This is a genomic window from Pseudomonas sp. P7759, from assembly GCF_013386445.1.
In the GTDB taxonomy this organism is placed as follows: Bacteria; Pseudomonadota; Gammaproteobacteria; order Pseudomonadales; family Pseudomonadaceae; genus Aquipseudomonas; species Aquipseudomonas azotoformans_A.
On sequence record NZ_JACART010000039.1, the window covers coordinates 35,075 to 54,893 of the forward strand.

Below are 19,819 nucleotides of genomic sequence, written 5' to 3' on the forward strand. Positions count from 1 at the left end.
GCAGGGAGATGTAGGGCGATGCAAGGTCACCCCGACGTAATCGATTACCTCAACACGTTGCTGACGGGCGAACTGGCTGCTCGTGACCAATATTTCATCCATTCGCGCATGTACGAAGACTGGGGCTTTACCGAGCTCTACGAACGTATCAACCACGAGATGGAAGAAGAGGCACAGCACGCCGACGCACTGATGCGCCGTATCCTCATGCTCGAAGGCACGCCGCGTATGCGTCCGGATGACCTGGATGTGGGTACTACGGTCCCTGACATGCTCGCTGCCGACCTGCGCCTCGAGTACAAGGTCCGTGCCGCGCTCTGCAAGGGCATCGAGCTCTGTGAGCAGCACAGCGACTTCGTCACCCGTGAAATCCTGCGGGTGCAGTTGAACGACACAGAAGAAGATCACACCTACTGGCTGGAAAAGCAGTTGGGCCTGATCAAGCTGATTGGTCTGGAAAACTACCTGCAATCGCAGTTCTGATTCCCGGCCACAAAAAAGCCCCTGTCACCGTAAAGTGACAGGGGCTTTTCATTGGGCCCGAAAAAGTCAGGCCCGGTCGCGTTCCAGCAATGGTTTCAAGTAGTAACCGGTGTGCGACTGCGGCATTTCGGAAACCTGCTCCGGCGTGCCCACGGCAATGATCTGGCCACCTTTGGAGCCGCCTTCCGGCCCAAGGTCCACCAGCCAATCGGCCGTCTTGATCACATCAAGGTTGTGCTCGATCACCACCACGGTGTTGCCGTGGTCGCGCAGGCGGTGCAGCACGTCCAACAGCTGCTGGATATCCGCGAAGTGCAGGCCGGTGGTCGGCTCATCGAGGATATACAGGGTCTTGCCCGTATCGCGCTTGGACAGCTCGCGAGACAACTTCACCCGCTGCGCCTCACCCCCCGACAGCGTAGTCGCTGACTGGCCCAGCTTGATGTAGGACAAGCCCACGTCCATCAGTGTTTGCAGCTTGCGCGCCAACGCCGGGACCGCGTCGAAGAACACCCGTGCTTCCTCGATGGTCATCTCCAGGGTTTCGTGGATGCTCTTGCCCTTGTACTTGATCTCCAAGGTTTCGCGGTTATAGCGCTTGCTCTTGCACACATCACACGGCACGTAGATGTCCGGGAGAAAGTGCATTTCAACCTTGATCAAGCCATCGCCCTGGCACGCTTCACAGCGCCCGCCCTTGACGTTGAACGAGAACCGGCCTGGCCCGTAACCCCGAGAGCGGGATTCCGGAACCCCGGCAAACAGTTCACGAATAGGCGTGAACAAACCGGTGTAGGTTGCCGGGTTGGATCGTGGCGTCCGGCCAATCGGGCTCTGGTCGATATCGACCACTTTATCCAGGTGTTCCAGGCCTTTGATGCTGTCGTGCGCCGCTGCTTCCAAGGTGGTCGCGCCGTTCAGGGCGGTGGCACTCAAGGGGAACAGCGTATTGTTGATCAGCGTCGATTTCCCCGAGCCGGAAACACCGGTCACACAGGTCAGCAAGCCCAGTGGGATTTCCAGGTCGACATTGCGCAAGTTGTTACCGCGTGCGCCCTTGAGGTGCAGTGCCAGCTTCTTGTTACGCGGTGTACGTTTGGCCGGCACTGCGATCTTCACACGGCCAGATAAGTACTTACCGGTCAGCGAATCCGGATGCGCCATGACCTCAGCCGGCGTGCCTTCAGCGACAATGTGCCCGCCATGCACGCCCGCGCCCGGGCCGATGTCGACCACATAATCCGCCAGGCGAATCGCATCTTCATCGTGCTCGACCACAATCACCGTGTTGCCGATATCCCGCAGGTGTTTCAACGTGCCCAGCAGGCGATCGTTGTCACGCTGGTGCAAGCCAATCGACGGCTCATCGAGGATGTACAACACACCCACGAGACCAGCACCAATCTGGCTGGCCAGGCGAATCCGCTGGGCTTCACCGCCGGACAGGGTATCGGCGCTGCGATCCAGCGACAGGTAATCCAGGCCCACGTTGACCAGGAACTGCAACCGCTCGCGAATTTCCTTAAGGATCTTGTCGGCGATCTCCCCACGGCGCCCGGTCAGCTTGAGCACGCCAAAGTACTCGCAGGCATCCCCGATCGGCAGGTTGGTCACCGCCGGCAAGGTCTTCTCGCCCACCCACACATGCCGCGCCTCACGACGCAGGCGAGTGCCGCGGCAATCCGGGCAAGGTTGGGTGCTGAGAAACTTCGCCAACTCTTCACGCACGCTGGCCGATTCGGTCTCGCGGTAGCGGCGCTCCAGGTTCGGCACAATGCCTTCGAACGGGTGGGAGCGCTTGACGATATCGCCACGGTCGTTCAGGTATTTGAAGTCGACGTTCTGCGAGCCGCTGCCGTGCAGGATGACCTTCTGCTGATCCGCCGGCAGTTGGTTGAACGGTACTTCCAGGCTGAACTTGTAGTGCGAAGCCAACGACCCGAGCATCTGGAAGTAGTAGACGTTGCGCCGGTCCCAGCCGCGTATCGCGCCCTCCGCCAGCGTCAGGTCGCCATTGACCAGGCGCTTGATGTCGAAGAACTGCTTCACGCCCAGGCCGTCGCACGTCGGGCAGGCGCCGGCCGGGTTGTTGAAGGAAAACAGTTTGGGTTCCAGTTCGCTGATGGCATGGCCGCAGATCGGGCAGGCAAAGCGCGCGGAGAAGATGATCTCTTCGCCCGGCTCGTCGTCCATCGGTGCAACCAAGGCGATGCCGTCGGCCAGCTTCAGGGCGGTCTCGAAGGATTCCGCCAGGCGTTGTTGCAGGTCGGCGCGCACCTTGAAGCGGTCGACGACCACATCAATCGAGTGCTTCTTCTGTTTGTCGAGCTTCGGCGCTTCGTCCAGCTCATAGAGCTTGCCGTTGATGCGCGCGCGTACAAAACCCTGGGCCCGCAGCTCTTCGAAGACGGAAAGGTGTTCACCCTTGCGCTCGCGGATCACCGGCGCCAGCAGCATCAGCTTGGCGCCTTCCGGCTGGGCCAGCACCAGGTCGACCATCTGGCTGACGGTCTGGGCTTCCAGGGGAATGTCGTGGTCCGGGCAACGCGGAATACCCACGCGTGCGTACAGCAGGCGCAGGTAGTCGTAGATTTCAGTGATGGTGCCCACGGTGGAACGCGGGTTATGGGAGGTCGACTTCTGCTCGATGGAGATCGCTGGCGACAGGCCTTCAATGGTGTCGACGTCGGGTTTTTCCATCATCGACAGGAACTGGCGGGCATAGGCCGACAGCGATTCCACATAGCGACGCTGGCCTTCGGCATACAGCGTGTCAAACGCCAGGGACGATTTGCCGGACCCGGACAAGCCGGTGATGACGATCAGTTTGTCCCGGGGCAGGGTCAGGTCGATGTTCTTCAGGTTATGGGTTCTAGCCCCACGAATCAGGATCTTGTCCAAGATGGCCTCGCACGGCGGGCGTAAATAATGCCGGAGTATACGGCTAAAGACTGGATGAATATACACTGTCAAAAGGCCGCTTGCAGCCTTAGATGAAAGCTGCGCGGCAAACCGCCGCATATACCCTCTCAATCGATGGGACTGGTAGAATCGCCGCCGGTTCACACGAGGTTTTTCCATGCACGATCCCCACAGCGAACGCATGAGTAGCGGCGAGACCCGAGCGGCAAGCGGTCTGGCCCTGGTGTTCGCCTTCCGTATGCTGGGCATGTTTATGGTGTTGCCGGTGTTGGCGACCTATGGAATGGATCTCGCAGGCGCGACCCCCGCATTGATTGGCCTGGCTATTGGCGCCTACGGTCTGACCCAGGCGATTTTCCAGATTCCCTTCGGGATCATTTCCGACCGCATTGGCCGCCGCCCGGTCATCTACCTCGGGCTGATCGTGTTCGCCCTCGGCAGTGTGCTCGCGGCTCAGTCCGATTCCATCTGGGGCGTGATTGCCGGACGTATCCTACAAGGCGCCGGAGCGATTTCTGCGGCGGTGATGGCCTTGCTGTCGGACCTGACCCGCGAACAACACCGCACCAAGGCCATGGCCATGATCGGCATGACTATCGGCCTGTCGTTTGCCGTGGCCATGGTGGTCGGTCCCTTGCTGACCCGTGCGTTCGGCTTGCATGGACTGTTCCTCGCCACCGGCGGTATGGCGTTGTTCGGCATCGTGATCGTGGCCTTCATGGTGCCGCGCTCCACCGGCACATTGCAGCATCGCGAGTCGGGCGTCGCACGCAAGGCGCTCTTGCCGACGCTCAAGCACCCGGACCTGCTGCGCCTGGATTTAGGTATCTTCGTATTACACGCGATGCTGATGTGCAGCTTCGTCGCCTTGCCCCTGGCCTTGGTGGAAAAAGCCGGCCTGCCCAAGGAGCAGCACTGGTGGGTCTACCTCACTGCGCTGTTGATTTCGTTCTTCGCCATGATCCCGTTCATCATCTATGGCGAGAAAAAACGCAAAATGAAACGAATCCTGCTCGGCGCCGTCACGACGCTGATGCTCACTGAGCTATTCTTCTGGCAGTTCGGCGACAGCCTGCGGGCGCTGGTAATCGGCACGGTGGTTTTTTTCACCGCGTTCAACCTGCTGGAGGCTTCATTGCCTTCGCTGATCAGTAAAGTTTCACCGGCCGGCGGCAAGGGCACGGCGATGGGGGTGTATTCCACCAGCCAGTTCCTCGGTTCTGCACTGGGCGGCATCATGGGGGGCTGGATGTTCCAGCATGGCGGTTTGTCGGTTGTCTTCCTCGGATGCGCCGGGCTGGCTGCACTTTGGCTGGCCTTTGCTGTTACCATGCGCGAACCTCCCTACGTCACAAGTCTGCGTTTGCCGCTATCGCCTGAGGCGATCCGCGAAAGCGGTCTGGTAGAGCGCCTCAAGGCAGTCGTAGGGGTAACAGATGCAGTCGTGGTCGCGGAAGAGGCGGCCATTTACATCAAATTGGACACCGAATTATTGGATCGCGCGACGCTCGAGCAACTGGTCAACCCAGTGCCGACAGCGCGCCCAGCCTAGGAGAACGTTATGGCCCGTGGGGTTAACAAAGTCATATTGGTCGGTACGTGCGGCCAGGATCCCGAAGTTCGCTACTTGCCTAACGGTAACGCCGTGACCAACCTGAGTCTGGCGACCAGCGAACAGTGGACCGACAAGCAGACTGGCCAGAAGGTCGAGAAAACCGAATGGCACCGCGTGTCGATGTTCGGCAAGGTCGCTGAGATTGCTGGCGAATACCTGCGCAAAGGTTCGCAGGTCTACATCGAAGGCAAGCTGCAGACCCGCGAGTGGGAAAAAGACGGCATCAAGCGTTACACCACCGAAATCGTGGTCGACATGCAGGGCACCATGCAACTGCTGGGCGGCCGTCCACAGGGCGACCAACAGGGCCAGGGCGGCATGTCCAACTCGGCACCGCGTCCACAGCAGTCCCGTCCACAGCCAAGCCAGCAGCCACAGCGTGAGTCGCGTCCAGCGCCACAACAGGCTGCTCCGCAACCGGCTGCGGATTTCGACAGCTTTGATGACGATATCCCGTTCTAGGATTTAAAATCCGGAACACGCAAACCCCCGTTTGACTCAGGTCTCGGGGGTTTTTTATTGGCCGTGATCAGCTTCAGTCGACGCGGCGATGAAAACCAAATCCTTGAACCGGCGTAACACCGCCGAACCGTCATCGATCCGCGTCGCCAAATGCAGCGGTGCCACCAGGCTGCGGCACTCCGTCAATTCCCGATACACGATGCCGTCCCCGCGCAACCGCTGCATCGACGCCGGCACGATGGACACGCCAAGTCCCGCCGCCACCAGGCTCAATGTCGCGGTCATGCGTGGGGCTTCCTGCACCACTTGCGGGCTGAACCCAGCTTCGCGGCACGCCACCAGGATTGCGTCATACAACCCCAGGCCCACGCGCCGGCGATAAAGCACGAAGGATTCGGTCGCCAGTGCCTTCAAGGGCAGGGGACAGCCTGCATCAAGCGCCAGCGGATGATCGGTGGGCAGCGCCAGCAGCATCGGTTCCACCAGGATGGGTTCGTCCTGCAGCGACTGTGTCCCGCTGAGAGGCGAGCGGATAAACGCCGCGTCGAGTTTTTCGTGTACCAATGCGTCCAGCAACTCGCCGGTGCCGGCTTCCTCTAGCACGACGGTTACGCCGACAAAGGTTTCGCGAAACAGCCGCAGCACACTCGGTACAAAAGGATGCAAGGCAGCCGAACTCGTAAAACCAATGGCCAGCCGGCCACGTTCACCGCGTGCGGCACGGCGGACTACATCCGCGACGCCTTCAGCCTGTGCGAGGATTTCCCGCGCCTCATCCAGCAACGCGAGCCCGGCGGTGGTGGGGCGAACGCCACGGGGCAGGCGCTCCATCAACACCACGCCCAATTCGGCCTCAAGGCTTTGCAACATCCGCGTCAACGGTGGCTGCTGCATGCCCAGGCGTTCGGCTGCGCGGGTGATATAGCCTTCTTCTGCGATGGCAACGAAGGCCTTGAGTTGGCGAAGCTCCAGCATAGGAATACTTTTGAGGTATGGGAGGGCTTCAATCCTGGCATTTGTTCTCATGGCTCACAAGATTTAGGCTGTGGCCAACCTCAAAAAGAAGGAAAGCCGTGATGACCTGGTCAGCCAAGCAATACACGATGTTCGAACAGCAGCGCACCCGTCCCGTCCGTGACCTGGTCGCGGCCATTGCGAATACCGAGGTGCGCAACGCCGTCGACCTGGGCTGCGGCCCCGGCAACTCCACTGAAGTGCTGGCGGAGCGCTTCCCGCAGGCACACGTCACCGGCATGGACAGCTCCGATGACATGTTGGTGGACGCCCGCAAACGGCTGCCGGGGCTGAACTTTGAACTGGCGGATATCGGTGACTGGAAACCTGCGCAAGCCTTCGATGTGATCCTGGCCAATGCATCCCTGCAATGGTTGCCGGACCACGCCACGCTTTACCCGCATCTGGTCCACCAACTGGCGCCGGGTGGCACGCTGGCGGTGCAAACCCCGGACAATCTCGATGAGCCCGCCCACCGGCTCGCCCGCGAAGTCGCGGCGGAGGGGCCATGGTCGGCCAAGATCGGAACGGTCAAACATAACGAGCGCCACACGGCGAGCTACTACTACGAACTGCTGAGCAAACATTGCAGCACCGTCGATGTATGGCGCACCACCTACCAGCACCCGCTGGCGGATCACGCGGCAGTGGTGGAGTGGTTCAAGGCGTCGGCGCTGAGGCCGTTCCTCGCGCCTTTGACCGATAGCGAAAAAGCCGCTTTCCTACAGGAATACCAGGCGCGAATTATTAAGGCCTATCCCGCATTGGCTGATGGCACGGTGTTGCTGCCGTTTCCGCGCCTGTTCATCATCGCGACTCGCTAACGCCTAAAAGCCAAGTGGCGGTCAAGCCGCCGCTTGTGCCTTCAAGTACTCATCCGCCGACACCACACCCGCATACCCAAACGCCAGCGAGGCCATGTACGCCCCATGCACCTGCGCCGCTGGAATCACCTGCCCATTGAATTCCAGGTCCCGCGTGGCACACGCGTCATGAATCACCGTGACCTTGTAGCCCAGATCCGCCGCCGCCCGCACCACAGCGTCGATACACATATGACTCATGCTGCCCACCACCACCAGGTCGGTGATGCTGCGTTGTTCCAGCAGTTCGCGTAGCCGGGTTTCGCGAAACGCATTCACAAAGTGTTTAAGCACCACCGGCTCATTGCCTTCGTTCAACACTTTGCTGTGCAGATGCGCACCCTCGGAGCCCGGTGTGAAGAACGGCGCGTCCTCGGAGGTGAACTCATGACGCACATGAATCACCGCATCGCCCGCCTGGCGAAACGCCTGCAGCACTTGCGCGGCCTTGTCTGCCGCGGCGTCGACGCCGTCGAGTGGCCACTTGCCCTGAGGGAAGTAGTCGTTCTGGATATCGATTAGGATGAGCGCTTGCTTGGCCATGTGTGTTGCCTCGTGATGGGTTGATGGGCCCAGTATCTTAGCTGGCGCCTTCACCGGGGATTGGCTGCACCGACAATAACAGGGGGAAAACTGACAATGGTGGTCGTCGAACTGGGCGTGTTGATCTACCAGGGTGCGCAGTTGGCGGCCGTGCATGGCTTGACCGACCTGTTCGGCGTGGCCAACCGCATCGCCGCCGAGCATCAGTCCGCGCAATTGCCGTTGCTGCGGGTCAGCCATTGGCAGGTAGATGTTACCGGTAAACCGGCGCGTGTATTCAGCAGCCATCCTGGCTCCGAGCAACCGATGATGGCTGTGCTGGTGCCACCGTCGATTGGTGAGTTTACAGAGGAGCAGGCGCCCCCCGCGCTATTGGAGTGGATTCGCCAGCAACACGCGGCAGGTACTGTGCTGGGCGGTGTATGCATTGGCTCGATCATGCTGGCGCGCAGTGGGTTGCTCGACGGACGCAGCGCCACCACCCATTGGTCTTCCGCCAAATCCTTCGCCGCCCGTTACCCGGCGGTGCGCCTGGAGGCGGATAAACCCATCGTCGATGACGGCGACTTGATCACCACCGCCGGCTTGATGGCCTGGTCCGAACTCGGCCTGCGCCTGGTCGACCGCCTGATGGGCCCGAGCATCGCGGCCGATACCGCGCGTTTCCTGGTGATCGAGCACAGTGACAGCGCCAGCCAATGCGGCAGTAACTTTGCGCCGATTCTCGGCCACGGCGACGCGGCCATCCTCAAGGTTCAACACGGGTTGCAGGCCAGCGGCGCGGTGGATGTATCCCTGGCGGCGATGGCTCGGGAAGCCGGTTTGGAAGAGCGCACCTTCCTACGGCGCTTTCGCAGCGCCACGGGTTTGAAGCCCACCGAATACTGTCAGCACCTGCGGGTGGGCAAGGCGCGGCAGATGCTCGAATTCACCAACGGCACCATCGACCATATCGCCTGGACCGTCGGCTACCAGGATCCGAGTGCCTTTCGCGCCCTCTTCAAGAAGATCACCGGACTGACGCCCAGCGATTATCGCAGCCGTTTCGGCGTGTGAATCGTGCAGAACACCGCCGCGTTATCGGGTGGTCGTGCAGAATAAAACAGGCCATCTGCCATCGTTTTTCCGGCAACCGATTGATTTGAATGCAATCTCGCCCGAACGCGCCTTGGCCTGATCTCTGCAACGTTCCGTCTACACACATGGCGGGATGGCCAAGGGGGACGCATGACCCCGACTCAACGCAAGAAGCTGGTGGTTGCTCACTCCATACGCGAGGGCGCGCCGCTGCATGAGATCGAAACCAACCGCGCTCTGGCGCGCTGGCTGGCGCAGATCCTTGGGCTCAAGTTCGGCGGCAGCTATGACACTGATCTGCACGCGGGGCGGGCCCTTTATCTGCTGCCCACACAGACCCTGGTCGGCCCGGCCCAAGCCCGAGCGCTGAATATCAAGGGGCCGGAGGATTTGTGGGGCGGTTACGTCGACCACGACTTCATCTGCACCAAAGCCATCAGTCATGGCTTGCTCGGTCCTGAAGCCAAAGCGCCGCAAGGTTGGTCGGCGTTGTTTTGCGAGCGTGTACGAAAAGTCGTGCTGGACGGTCTGAGCGTCTTTGCACTGGAAGACGCGCGGCCCGCCGCCACACGCTTGCTCTACAGCGGTCCCATCCGCTTGAAACCCGTGCACGCCTGCGCCGGCCGAGGCCAGGAAGTTATCCACAGCCTGGACGAATTCGAAGCGGTGCTGGCGCGACCGGATGCCGCGAAACTCTTCAACGAAGGCGTGGTGCTGGAGCAGGACCTGCACGATGTGGTCACCCACAGCGTTGGCCAAAGCTTTATCGGCGATCACGTGTTCAGCTACTGCGGCGAGCAATACCTGACGAAGGACGGGCAGGGCGAAGAGGTCTACGGCGGCTCCAAGCTGTTGGTAGTGCCCGGTGACTACGACGACCTGCTGCAACTCGAACTGCCCGACGACGTACGTGAAGCCATCGAACAAGCCCAGGTCTTCGACACCGCGGCCGACGAAGCGTACCCCGGTTTCTACGCATCGCGGCGCAACTACGACATCGCTCAGGGCCTGGACAGTGACGGCCAACGCCGCAGCGGTGTACTCGAACAATCCTGGCGCATGGGCGGGGCCAGCAGCGCGGAAGTCGCGGCGCTGCAAAGTTTTATCAACAACCCTAGCCTGCGTGCGATCCATGTGTCCTCGGTGGAAACCTACGTGGACCAACCGCTGCCAGCCAATGCCATCGAGGTGTATCGCGGTCCGGCGGAAAACAGCGAGTTTCTTCTCAAGTACGTGACGGTTAAGGCTTATGACGGCTAAAAGCGAAAGCATTGCGATCGATATCGACGACGAACAGATGAGCGGCACCTTCCTCAGCCCTAAATCCAAAGTCCCCGGCGTGTTGTTTGTGCACGGTTGGGGCGGCAGCCAGGAGCGAGACCTGGAACGCGCCAAAGGCATCGCCGGCTTGGGTTGCGTGTGCCTGACTTTCGACCTGCGCGGGCACGCCGGCACGGGCATTCCATTGTCCCGCGTCACCCGCGAAGACAACCTGCGCGACCTGCTGGCGGCCTATGACCGTCTGCTGTCGCACCCGGCCATCGACACCTCGGCGGTGGCGGTGGTGGGCACCAGTTACGGCGGTTACCTTGCGGCGATTCTCACCTCGTTGCGCCCGGTGCGCTGGCTGGCGCTGCGCGTACCGGCGTTGTACCGCGATCAGGAATGGCTCAAACCCAAGCGTGATCTGGATAAGGCCGACCTGATGGATTACCGCAGCACCTTGGTCCACGCCGAAACCAATCGCGCCTTGCACGCGTGTTCGGCCTTTACCGGTGATGTGTTGATCGTCGAATCGGAAACCGATGACCACGTGCCCCACGCCACCATCATGAGCTACCGCGCGGCGTGCCAGCAGACCCACTCACTGACCCATCGCATCATCGACGGCGCCGACCATTCCCTCAGCGATCCGGTGTCCCAACAGGCCTACACCTCAATCCTGGTGGACTGGATCACCGAGATGGTGGTGGGCGAACGGTTGAGCATCATTCAGTCCCAGTAAAGCGTTCAAGCGGGTGTTTTCTTCACCCGCAACGCCTTCGCCTTGGCCTCCACACCGAGGTACATCACCAGCGCGATCAGCAGCGGCAAGATGAAGTAAATCGCCCGATACGCGATCAACCCGGCAAGCAAGCTGCCCCGCGACGCCTCATGCTGCAACAGCGCAATAAACACCGCCTCCAGCACGCCCAGCCCGGCCGGAATATGGGTGAGCACTCCGGCAATCGCGCTGATCAGCAACACACCCAGCACCAGCGGATAATCCAGCTTGGCCGGCAATAAGGTGAAGATCACCGCCGCCATCAGAGACCAATTCAATGCGCCGAGCAGCAATTGCAAGCACGCCATGCGCACGGACGGCAGGTTGATTTCCATGCCGCGAATCGTCCACGCACGCTTTTTCGAAAACTGGCAGGCCACCAGATAACCGAGGCTGGCCAGTACCAACAACGCGCCAATGCCTTGCAAGGCCGTGGTGCTGACCTTCCACCCCGGCGGCATGGTCACCAGACCGCTGCTGAACACCACCCCGGCAATCGCCATGTAGCCAAACCAATTGGTGGCCAGGCTCAGGCCGAGGATCTTGGCGATATTGCCGGTGCTCACGCCCAAGCGCGAATACAGGCGATAACGCATGGCGATGCCGCCGACCCACGCGCTCAGGTTGAGGTTGAACGCGTAGCTGATGATGCCCACCGGCAGGATTTGCTTCCACACCAGGTTCTGGCGGATGTAGGTGCGGCCGATCAAGTCGAAGCTGGCGTACACCAAAAAGCTGCACAGCGTCAGTGCGCCGGCGATCACCAGTGTGCGCACCTTGAAGTCGCCCAGGGTCTGCACCACTTCGCTCCAATCGATGCGCCGCGCGAGCAGGGTGAAAAGCACGATCAGCGCCAGGAAAAAAGCGATGGTCAGCGGTTTCTTCCAGCGTGTGAACCGGGATTCAGCGGTCATTGGCCTGGCTCTCGATGGGTTTCAAGCGTGGCTTGTGCGCCGGTAACCAACCGGTCAAGGCCGGGAAGTGGCGCATCACATGAAACACCAGGAAGCCCACGGTCAATCGCCACAGCCACAGGCGCGGTTTGCGGTTTTCCGGCATGGTCTGGCAATGATTGTGGGCAAGTGTTTCCAGGCGTTCGAACAGTTGTTGATTGAACGCGCGGTCACGAATCAACACGTTGGCTTCCAGGTTCAGCGACAGGCTCAACGGGTCCAGGTTGCTCGATCCCACGGTGCTCCATTCGTCATCCACCAACGCCACCTTGCCATGCAGCGGGCGCTGGCAGTATTCGTGGATCACCACGCCGTCCTTGAGCAGATAGTCGTAGAGCATGCGCGCCGCCAGCTTGGCCAGCAGCACATCGGGCTGGCCCTGCATGATCAGTTGCACCTGCACGCCACGGCGCGCGGCATTACGGATTTCCCGCAACAGGCGGTAGCCGGGGAAGAAGTAGGCGTTGGCGATCACCACACGCTGTTGCGCCTTGCTCAGCGCGTGGATGTACGCCTCTTCAATGTCATCGCGATGCTGCACGTTGTCGCGGTAAATCAGGCGCACCAGGCCATCGCCCTGGTCGGTGGACCACAACGAAGGCCGCTGCTGGCGCCGCCGCCAGCCACGTCGCGTGCGCACCTGGCGACCACTTTGCGCCAGGGCGAAATGATGCAGGTCCGCCACCGCCGGCCCCACCACCTGCACCGCGTAATCCTGCTTGGCTTCGGGGCCGAAATCGCCCAAGTGATCGGCGGAAAAGTTGATCCCGCCGATAAACGCCACTTCTGCATCCACCACCACAATCTTGCGGTGCAGGCGACGAAACCAGTTGGTGCGAAAACCCAGGGTCTTGGACGCCGGGTCAAACATCTGCACCGTCACTCCGGCGTCCGCCAATTCGCCCAGAAACGACGGGCTCAGTTCGCCGCAACCAAAGCCATCGAGGCTCACCACCACCTTCACACCACGCTGCGCAGCCTCGATCAGGATGCCGTGCAGTTCATGGCCCACCTTGTCTTCGAAAAGGATAAAGGTCTCCAGCAGAATCTCCCGTCGGGCCGCGCGCAGGGCTTCGAACACCTTGGGAAAATACGCCTCACCGTTCTCCAGCAACTCGACCTGGTTACCACTCTGCCAGCCGTAATCCAGGTCGCGGGCCTTGGCTTCGTCCGGCGGCTGGTCGGTGGAGATATGTTCCACAGCCACGTTCATAGCTCGACCTCCACCGACAGCGGCACATGATCGGACAAGTGAGACCACGGCCGCGTCGTCAGCACCCGAGGGTTATGCACCTTCAGATTGCGCACATAAATCCGGTCCAGCGGCAGCAATGGCAGGCGTGCCGGGAAGGTGCGTGCCGGTTTGCCCATGGATTCAATAAACACCTCCTTCAAGCCCGCCTTGCTCAGGTCGGCCTTTTGGCGCCAATCGTTAAAATCACCGGCCACGATCAGCGGGGCGTCGGCCGGAATCTCGCTGATGCGCTGCTCAATCAAGCGCAATTGCTGCTGGCGGTGCACTTCGCGCAAGCCCAAGTGGATGCAGATTGCATGGATCTCCTGACCGGTGCCCGGCAGGCGCAGCACGCAATGCAGCAGGCCACGGTTTTCATGGCCGCTTTGGGAAATATCGAGATTGTCGTAGCGCACGATCTGGAATTTCGACAGCAACGCGTTGCCATGGTCGCCATGGGGGTAGACCGCGTTGCGGCCATAGGCGAACTGCGGCCAGATGCTGTCGGCGAGGAACTCGTATTGCGGCATGTTCGGCCAGTCGCTGAACCGCTGTGGATGGCGCTCGTGGGTGCCATGGATTTCCTGCAAAAACACCATGTCGGCGCCCACGCTACGCACCGCTTCACGCAGCTCGGGCAGGATGAAACGTCGATTCAGGGCGGTAAAGCCCTTGTGGATATTGACCGTCAGCACCGTGAAGCGAGTGATGGCGACGCTGGGGGTGATGGGCACCCAGTCGGGGATCGCAGCCATGATTGCTCCTGTGAAAGAAGTGGGGGCCTGGCCCCCGTTTATGGCTGACTGTGATTTTTGACGGAAAGTTTCCAGCGTCCTACAGACGGCATAAAGATGCCGCTGAAGGGGAACGATCAAAGCGCAAACCCGTCAGTTCCTTACAGACCCTTCTGAAGGAGCTCGGTGTTTTGCTGAATCTCAAGACTGCATTACTGCTCGGCGCGCTGCTGTTTTGCGGCAGTGGCGCGCTGCAAGCGGCGGCCACCGCGCCGGAACCTGAAGCGCCGGCCAAGCCGGAACTGCTGGTGGAGGGCGGGCTGCTGGGGGCGATCAGTTCCAGCATCGACGACGTACAGCAAAAGCTCGACCTCAATCAGAACCTGATCGACGAATGGCGCCTGCGCGCGGACCGAGCGGCCGACGAGGTCGGGCGGCTGGTCAACCAGACCGCTGCGCGTTCACCCTGGAGCGTGGCGGGGGATTTCCTGCTACTGTCCGGCGTGTGGGTAGGCGCTTTTGTGGCGCTGACGCTGTTGGGGCGATTTATCGTACAGCGCCTGGGGCGCCGCACCTTCTTCGAACGGCGCGAACGCCTGCTGGCGGTGCTCGGGTATGTAATTCCCTACACGATTCCCGCGCTTGTCTGTCTGCCGCTGACGCTTTACGTCAGTCACTTCCTGCCCACCTCTGTAGGTCGCGCGCTGGCGCTGTGTTTTGCCTACGCCACCAGCAGCGGCATCTTTTCCACCTCAATGCTGTTGTGCGTGATTGTCATGTTCAATGTCGGGCACAAGCGCCCGGCGGTTCGGATCATTCGCAGCTACTGCCCCAAGCCGTTGTTCCTGATCGGCTTCCTCGCCGCCCTCAGCGACGCGCTGACCAGCCCGCAGATCGCCCGCCAGCTCGGTGGCAATATCACCAGCAGCATCGCGGTGTTTACCGGGCTGTTCGCGGCGGTGATTTTCGGCATGTTGGTGGTCCGCCTGCGCCGCCCGGTGGCCCACCTGATTCGCAACCGGCCATTGGCTCAACGCCTTAAACATCCGGCGCTGCAACAATCGCTGCGGATATTTTCTGGCCTGTGGTATTGGCCGATCCTGTTGATGGTGCTGGTGTCGGCGATCAACCTGATCGGCGCCGGTGACGACAACCAGAAAGTCCTGCGTTGCGCGCTGTTCACTACGATCCTGCTGATCGGCACGGTGTTCCTCAGTACGGTGCTGCAACATCTGTTCAAGTCCCGCAGCCAAGTGGCGATCCAGCGCAGCAGCGCCTACAAGGAACGCTTCCTCAGCCTGTTGCACGCGATCCTGCGCATTGTCATGGCCATCGCGTTTATCGAAATCCTCGGGCGGATCTGGGGCGTGTCGCTGTTCGAATTCGCCCAGCGCAACTCGGTGGGCCGGGCAATCAGCGATTCTCTCAGCAGCATCGGCCTGATCCTGTTGATGACCTGGCTGTTCTGGGTGGTGCTAGACACGGCGATCCAGGAAGCGCTGAAACCGCCGGTCAACAAGCGCTCCAGTCGCCAACCGAGCACGCGGGTGAAGACCATCCTGCCGCTGCTGCGTAATGCGGTGAAGATCATCCTGGTGGTGATCTGCGCGATCACCACCATGGCCAACCTCGGGATCAACGTCGCGCCGCTGCTGGCCGGTGCCGGGGTGGTCGGCCTGGCCATTGGTTTTGGCTCGCAGCAGTTGGTGCAAGATGTGATCACCGGGCTGTTCATCATCATCGAAGACACGCTGTCCATCGGCGACTGGGTGGTACTCGACTCCGGTCACGCCGGCACCGTCGAAGGCCTGACCATCCGCACCTTGCGCCTGCGCGACGGCAAGGGTTTTGTGCACTCGGTGCCATTCGGGCAGATCAAGGCAGTCACCAACCAGTCGCGGCAATTTGCCTATGCGTTCTTCTCGGTGCAGTTCACCTACGACACGGATGTGGACAGGGCGGTTGAGCTGATCCGCGAGGCAGGGCAGTCGATCCGGGATGACGTGTTCCTCAAGTACAACCTGCAAGGCCCGCTGGAAGTCTTCGGCGTCGACAAGATGGACCTCAACGGCGTGGTGCTCACGGCGCAGTTCCGCACGGTGTCGGGCGGGCAATACGCGGTGAGCCGCGCGTTCAACCAGCGCCTGAAAAAGCTTGTGGATAACTGTGACGAGGTGCATTTCGCGCAGACTTATCCACAGCAGGTCATGGTGCCGGCGCGGACGGCCCTTGAGCATGAACCTACCGAGGCTGGCGCGAAGATAGTTAATCCGTGACGGTTGCGCTACAAACCCGCAAAATGCAACGATTCTGGCCAAGACCAGAAAACCTTCGTTCCAAACAGACCGGGCCTGCTCAATCTATGCGAATGCGCCTTATGTTACTGGGCGGCGGGAATGCCCTCGGGCAGGCGCTGATTCGCCTCGGTGCAGAGGAAGACATCGGTTTCCTCGCACCCAAACCGCCCCAAGACGGCTGGGATGCCGCGAGCCTCACCCAATTGCTCGACGACACCCGTCCCGATGCGTTGATCAACCTCGCCTACTATTTCGACTGGTTCCAGGCCGAAGCGGTCAGCGAAACCCGTCTGGCTGCCCAGGAGTTCGCCATCGAACGCCTGGCCGAGTTGTGCCAGCACCACAACATCACTTTGCTGCAACCGTCCAGCTACCGCGTGTTCGATGGCTCCCGCGCCACTGCGTACAGCGAAAAAGACGAGCCGGTGCCCCTGGGCCTGCGCGGCCAGGCGTTGTGGCGCATCGAGCAGAGCGTGCGCGCCACCTGCCCGCAGCATGTGTTGCTGCGGTTTGGCTGGCTGCTGGATGACAGTGTCGACGGCACCCTCGGGCGTTTTTTGGCTCGGGCCGAGAAACCGGATGAATTGCTGATGGCGGACGACCGTCGCGGCAACCCGACGCCGGTGGATGATGCGGCGCGGGTGATCATCTCGGTGCTCAAGCAACTCGATTGTGCGGCGCCGCTGTGGGGCACCTATCACTACGCCGGCCAGGAGGCGACCACACCGTTGGCGCTGGGCCAGGCGATCCTCACCGAAGCGCGCAACTTTCACCCGCTGGCGATCGAATCCCCCACCGCCCAGGCTCACGCGGCCCGGCCGGATGCGAGCGAAGAACCGCAACACGCGGTGCTCGCCTGCAAGAAAATCCTCCACACCTTTGGCATCAAGCCACGGGCATGGCGGGCGGGGTTGCCGGCGTTGCTGGATCGGTTTTACCGCCACGGCCAATAAAAAAAGGCGCCTGAAACAGGCGCCTTTTTTTGTGCGGCGGATTTAGAACTTGTAGCCAATACCCACCATGTAAACCATCGGGTCCACATCAACGTTCACCTTGGCGCGAGTGCCCGGTGCCACGCCGTTGTTTTCCACGGTGGCCTTGGTGCTGATGTCGATGTAGCGCGCCTGGGCGTTGATCATCCACTTATCGTTGATCATGTAGTCCGCGCCGATCTGTGCGGCCCAGCCCCAGGAGTTTTCAGCCTTGAAGTTGCTGAAACCTGCGCCCTGGGCACGGCTGCCGACGTGTTCGTCGTAGATCCAGGTGTAGTTGATACCGGCGCCCACGTACGGTTGGAAGGCCGACTTGTTGTCGAGTGGGTAGTACACGACACTCAAGGTTGGCGGCAGGTGTTTCAGGGTGCCGAGCTTGCCGTTGGCCGGGCTCAGGGCGGTGCCCTTGATCTTCACATCATGCTCGAACGGCGTGGCGGCCAGCAGCTCGATACCGACGTGGTTGGTCAGCATGTAGGCGAAGTTCAGGCCCAGTTGGGTGTCGCTGCTCATGGTCGCCTTGCCGCCCAGGTTGGTGCCGGCCAGCGGGCCCTGGTCAACCTTGACGTGGCCGCTGTCCGCCTTCGGGTTCACGGTGATTGCACCGGCGCGCACCAGAATGTCGCCCGCTTCGTGAGCGTGTGCAACGGGGGCGACGAGGGCGAGCGCGAAGAGGGACGCGCCGAGCAGAGACTTGTTCATGGGAGCTCCAAAGGACGTTTAAAAGTTGTACGTCCAATGGTAAAGATCGTTCCGTCCGGTCTTTTGACTCAGCTCAATGAAAGGGCGATCAGCCTTATTCAGGCAGTTCGTACATGTAAATTTTCTCGGCTTCCATCTGGTAACCGGCATCGGCCAGCTCGCTGGTGGACGGTTTGACCTGCATCGCGCCTTCGATCCAATACGGCTGGTAGAGCTCATCGAGCTTCACGCCGATTTCGCTTTTGACATGCACGATCTGGTTCGACGGCGGCGGCGGCACATGGATGCACGCGCCGAAATACGGCACCAGCAAGAATTCGGTGGTGCGCCCGTTTTCGCTGACTTCCAGAGGCACGATGTAACCGGGCAAGCGAATATGCTGGCCGTTGAGCGCAGGCACCACTGGCGCGTTGGGCATTTCCTGCTTGGCCGCCGGCGCCGACTCCAACGCATCCGCCATGCTGGAAAGGTTGTGCAGAGGCTGCATGTTCGGCACTTCCGGTTCGGCATCCGGTGGAATCAGCTCCGACCACGTCAGCTCTTTGGGCTCGGCGGCCCAGGCGGGCAGGGCGATCAGCAGAAACAATGCAAACAGGATGCGACGCATCAAGGCCTTCCTCATAAACGTATGGACAGGCCATCGGCCAGGGATTGCCGATAGGCGCGCCACGCGGGCACGCTGCCCATCAACAGCGCGGCGCCCAGGATACCGGCGAGCAGCGTCCATTCATATTCGCTGGGCCACGACATCGGCAGGTCCAGGCCGTAGTTGGCCTGCAGATACCCGCGCGAGGCGGCGATGCACACATAGAGCAAGCCAACGCCGGCCACCACGCCAGACAACGCCAGGGCGAAGGCTTCGAAGATCAGCAGTGTCGCGATATGCCACGGGCGCGCACCCACCGAACGCAAGATCGCCATTTCGCGGCGCCGTTCGTTGAGGCTGGTAAGGATCGCCGTGAGCATGCCGATCAAGCCGGTGAGCACTACGAACAGCGAGATCACGAACAGCGCTTTTTCGGCGGTGCCCATCATGCTCCACAGCTCTTGCAACGCCACGCCGGGCAGGATCGCCAGCATCGGCTCGCCACGGAACTCGTTGATCTCCCGTTGCAGGGCGAAGGTGGAAATCTTGTTGTTCAGGCCGAGCATGAACGCGGTAATCGCCTGCGGCGTGAGGTCCATGTTGCGCGCCTGGTCGGCACTGATGCGGCCTTTGCCCTGGGCCGGCACGCCGTTGTGCCAGTCGATATGGATCGCCTCCATGCCGCCGAGGCTGATGTGTAATGTGCGGTCAACCGGCGTGCCGGTGCGCTTGAGGATGCCGACCACGGTGAAGGGTTTGTCATCGTGTTTCACCAGGCTGACCACTGCCACGCCATGGGCCAGCACCAGTTTGTCGCCGAGTTTGTAATGCAGGGCGTCAGCCACTTCGGCACCGAGCACCACTTCAAACGGGTCGGTGGCGAAGGCGCGGCCGCTGGCCAGTTCGAGGTTTTGCTTGCGGCCGTACTGGTAGTGCTCGAAGTAGGATTCGTTGGTGCCCATCACGCGGTAGCCGCGATGGGAGTCACCTAGGGAAATCGGGATCGCCCATTTTACCTGGGGGCTGGCGGCGAAATGCTCGAAGCTGTCCCAACGGATGTTGTTGGTGGCGTTGCCGATGCGGAACACCGAATACAGCAGCAGGTTCACCGAGCCGGAGCGGGCGCCGACAATCAGGTCGGTGCCGCTGATGGTGCTGGCGAAACTATTGCGCGCCTCGACGCGCACGCGTTCCACCGCGAGCAACAGGCATACCGACAAGGCGATGGCGAAGGCGGTGAGGATCGCGGTAAAGCGGCGGTTAGCCAGGCTGGCCATGGCTAGACGGAACAGATACAT

18 protein-coding genes are annotated in these 19,819 nt (G+C 61.1%); 9 read left to right on the forward strand and 9 right to left on the reverse strand.

Annotation, left to right across the window (positions count from 1 at the left end; translation table 11 throughout):
• Positions 1–18: 18 nt before the first annotated feature.
• A complete protein-coding gene (gene bfr, locus HX823_RS24115; protein WP_033900044.1) occupies positions 19–483 on the forward strand; it encodes a bacterioferritin in 465 nt (154 codons plus the stop codon).
• A gap of 66 nt (positions 484–549) precedes the next feature.
• On the opposite strand, the gene uvrA is transcribed toward bfr, so the two are convergent.
• Positions 550–3,384 carry an excinuclease ABC subunit UvrA gene (gene uvrA, locus HX823_RS24120; RefSeq protein WP_028618130.1) on the reverse strand — a complete coding sequence of 945 codons (2,835 nt, stop codon included), beginning with the start codon at positions 3,382–3,384 and terminating at the stop codon, positions 550–552.
• A gap of 178 nt (positions 3,385–3,562) precedes the next feature.
• Here uvrA and HX823_RS24125 point away from each other — a divergent pair, with 178 nt between their 5' ends.
• Both HX823_RS24125 and HX823_RS24130 read left to right on the forward strand, forming a co-directional pair.
• Positions 3,563–4,957: an MFS transporter gene (locus tag HX823_RS24125; protein WP_010206876.1), complete on the forward strand. Its 1,395-nt coding sequence runs from the start codon at positions 3,563–3,565 to the stop codon at positions 4,955–4,957.
• A 9-nt stretch (positions 4,958–4,966) separates the two neighbouring features.
• Positions 4,967–5,482, forward strand: coding sequence for a single-stranded DNA-binding protein (locus HX823_RS24130; protein ID WP_017849542.1), 516 nt, complete (start codon positions 4,967–4,969; stop codon positions 5,480–5,482).
• A gap of 54 nt (positions 5,483–5,536) precedes the next feature.
• Here HX823_RS24130 and HX823_RS24135 read toward each other — a convergent pair whose 3' ends face one another.
• Positions 5,537–6,457, reverse strand: a complete 921-nt coding sequence (locus HX823_RS24135; RefSeq protein ID WP_177077061.1) for a LysR family transcriptional regulator — start codon at positions 6,455–6,457, stop codon at positions 5,537–5,539.
• A gap of 101 nt (positions 6,458–6,558) precedes the next feature.
• Here HX823_RS24135 and tam point away from each other — a divergent pair, with 101 nt between their 5' ends.
• Positions 6,559–7,320, forward strand: coding sequence for a trans-aconitate 2-methyltransferase (gene tam, locus HX823_RS24140; RefSeq protein WP_177077063.1), 762 nt, complete (start codon positions 6,559–6,561; stop codon positions 7,318–7,320).
• Positions 7,321–7,341: 21 nt separating this feature from the next.
• On the opposite strand, the gene HX823_RS24145 is transcribed toward tam, so the two are convergent.
• On the reverse strand, positions 7,342–7,902 hold the full coding sequence (locus tag HX823_RS24145) for a cysteine hydrolase family protein (protein WP_033897983.1): 561 nt from the start codon (positions 7,900–7,902) through the stop codon (positions 7,342–7,344).
• 96 nt (positions 7,903–7,998) lie between these two features.
• Between HX823_RS24145 and HX823_RS24150 the strand changes: the two genes are divergently transcribed.
• The 3 genes from HX823_RS24150 (at position 7,999) to HX823_RS24160 (ending at position 10,984) form a co-directional block, all read left to right on the forward strand.
• Positions 7,999–8,958 (forward strand): GlxA family transcriptional regulator, encoded by a 960-nt coding sequence (locus HX823_RS24150; RefSeq protein ID WP_038850127.1) that lies wholly within the window; start codon positions 7,999–8,001, stop codon positions 8,956–8,958.
• 171 nt (positions 8,959–9,129) lie between these two features.
• Positions 9,130–10,239, forward strand: a complete 1,110-nt coding sequence (locus HX823_RS24155) for a DUF3182 family protein (RefSeq protein WP_177077065.1) — start codon at positions 9,130–9,132, stop codon at positions 10,237–10,239.
• Positions 10,229–10,984, forward strand: coding sequence for a S9 family peptidase (locus HX823_RS24160; RefSeq protein WP_033897979.1), 756 nt, complete (start codon positions 10,229–10,231; stop codon positions 10,982–10,984). Before HX823_RS24155 ends, HX823_RS24160 begins: the two co-directional genes overlap by 11 nt.
• A gap of 5 nt (positions 10,985–10,989) precedes the next feature.
• Here HX823_RS24160 and HX823_RS24165 read toward each other — a convergent pair whose 3' ends face one another.
• From HX823_RS24165 to HX823_RS24175, 3 genes are read right to left on the reverse strand one after another with little or no spacing between them, the layout of a single operon-like run.
• On the reverse strand, positions 10,990–11,937 hold the full coding sequence (locus HX823_RS24165; RefSeq protein WP_177077067.1) for a lysylphosphatidylglycerol synthase domain-containing protein: 948 nt from the start codon (positions 11,935–11,937) through the stop codon (positions 10,990–10,992).
• Entirely contained in the window at positions 11,927–13,189 is a 1,263-nt protein-coding gene (gene clsB, locus HX823_RS24170; protein WP_177077069.1) for a cardiolipin synthase ClsB, read from the reverse strand. The genes HX823_RS24165 and clsB overlap by 11 nt, the downstream gene beginning before the upstream one ends.
• Positions 13,186–13,965 carry an endonuclease/exonuclease/phosphatase family protein gene (locus tag HX823_RS24175; protein ID WP_038850123.1) on the reverse strand — a complete coding sequence of 260 codons (780 nt, stop codon included), beginning with the start codon at positions 13,963–13,965 and terminating at the stop codon, positions 13,186–13,188. The genes clsB and HX823_RS24175 overlap by 4 nt, the downstream gene beginning before the upstream one ends.
• A gap of 170 nt (positions 13,966–14,135) precedes the next feature.
• On the opposite strand from HX823_RS24175, the gene HX823_RS24180 reads away from it, so the two are divergent.
• Positions 14,136–16,220, forward strand: a complete 2,085-nt coding sequence (locus tag HX823_RS24180; protein WP_038850121.1) for a mechanosensitive ion channel family protein — start codon at positions 14,136–14,138, stop codon at positions 16,218–16,220.
• 86 nt (positions 16,221–16,306) lie between these two features.
• Complete coding sequence (locus HX823_RS24185; protein WP_080642437.1) at positions 16,307–17,194, forward strand: sugar nucleotide-binding protein; 888 nt, start codon at positions 16,307–16,309, stop codon at positions 17,192–17,194.
• A gap of 42 nt (positions 17,195–17,236) precedes the next feature.
• Here HX823_RS24185 and HX823_RS24190 read toward each other — a convergent pair whose 3' ends face one another.
• From HX823_RS24190 to HX823_RS24200, 3 genes are all read right to left on the reverse strand, one after another.
• The gene (locus HX823_RS24190; protein ID WP_016978527.1) at positions 17,237–17,935 is read right to left on the reverse strand and encodes an OmpW family protein; all 699 of its coding nucleotides are present in this window, start codon (positions 17,933–17,935) and stop codon (positions 17,237–17,239) included.
• Positions 17,936–18,029: 94 nt separating this feature from the next.
• Positions 18,030–18,542: a DUF3299 domain-containing protein gene (locus HX823_RS24195; RefSeq protein WP_038850116.1), complete on the reverse strand. Its 513-nt coding sequence runs from the start codon at positions 18,540–18,542 to the stop codon at positions 18,030–18,032.
• Positions 18,543–18,553: 11 nt separating this feature from the next.
• On the reverse strand, positions 18,554–19,819 hold the full coding sequence (locus HX823_RS24200; protein ID WP_016978529.1) for an ABC transporter permease: 1,266 nt from the start codon (positions 19,817–19,819) through the stop codon (positions 18,554–18,556).

What these genes read in the sequence shown, in the direction of transcription:
- HX823_RS24190 (WP_016978527.1), bottom strand. Translation starts at nt 17,935, where the DNA reads ATGAACAAGTCTCTGCTCGGCGCGTCCCTCTTCGCGCTCGCCCTCGTC.
- HX823_RS24195 (WP_038850116.1), bottom strand. Translation starts at nt 18,542, where the DNA reads ATGCGTCGCATCCTGTTTGCATTGTTTCTGCTGATCGCCCTGCCCGCC.
- bfr (WP_033900044.1), top strand. Translation starts at nt 19, where the DNA reads ATGCAAGGTCACCCCGACGTAATCGATTACCTCAACACGTTGCTGACG.
- HX823_RS24185 (WP_080642437.1), top strand. Translation starts at nt 16,307, where the DNA reads ATGCGAATGCGCCTTATGTTACTGGGCGGCGGGAATGCCCTCGGGCAG.
- HX823_RS24200 (WP_016978529.1), bottom strand. Translation starts at nt 19,819, where the DNA reads ATGTATCTGTTCCGTCTAGCCATGGCCAGCCTGGCTAACCGCCGCTTT.
- HX823_RS24160 (WP_033897979.1), top strand. Translation starts at nt 10,229, where the DNA reads ATGACGGCTAAAAGCGAAAGCATTGCGATCGATATCGACGACGAACAG.
- HX823_RS24125 (WP_010206876.1), top strand. Translation starts at nt 3,563, where the DNA reads ATGCACGATCCCCACAGCGAACGCATGAGTAGCGGCGAGACCCGAGCG.
- HX823_RS24155 (WP_177077065.1), top strand. Translation starts at nt 9,130, where the DNA reads ATGACCCCGACTCAACGCAAGAAGCTGGTGGTTGCTCACTCCATACGC.
- HX823_RS24145 (WP_033897983.1), bottom strand. Translation starts at nt 7,902, where the DNA reads ATGGCCAAGCAAGCGCTCATCCTAATCGATATCCAGAACGACTACTTC.
- HX823_RS24130 (WP_017849542.1), top strand. Translation starts at nt 4,967, where the DNA reads ATGGCCCGTGGGGTTAACAAAGTCATATTGGTCGGTACGTGCGGCCAG.
- tam (WP_177077063.1), top strand. Translation starts at nt 6,559, where the DNA reads ATGACCTGGTCAGCCAAGCAATACACGATGTTCGAACAGCAGCGCACC.
- HX823_RS24150 (WP_038850127.1), top strand. Translation starts at nt 7,999, where the DNA reads ATGGTGGTCGTCGAACTGGGCGTGTTGATCTACCAGGGTGCGCAGTTG.
- HX823_RS24175 (WP_038850123.1), bottom strand. Translation starts at nt 13,965, where the DNA reads ATGGCTGCGATCCCCGACTGGGTGCCCATCACCCCCAGCGTCGCCATC.
- HX823_RS24135 (WP_177077061.1), bottom strand. Translation starts at nt 6,457, where the DNA reads ATGCTGGAGCTTCGCCAACTCAAGGCCTTCGTTGCCATCGCAGAAGAA.
- clsB (WP_177077069.1), bottom strand. Translation starts at nt 13,189, where the DNA reads ATGAACGTGGCTGTGGAACATATCTCCACCGACCAGCCGCCGGACGAA.
- HX823_RS24165 (WP_177077067.1), bottom strand. Translation starts at nt 11,937, where the DNA reads ATGACCGCTGAATCCCGGTTCACACGCTGGAAGAAACCGCTGACCATC.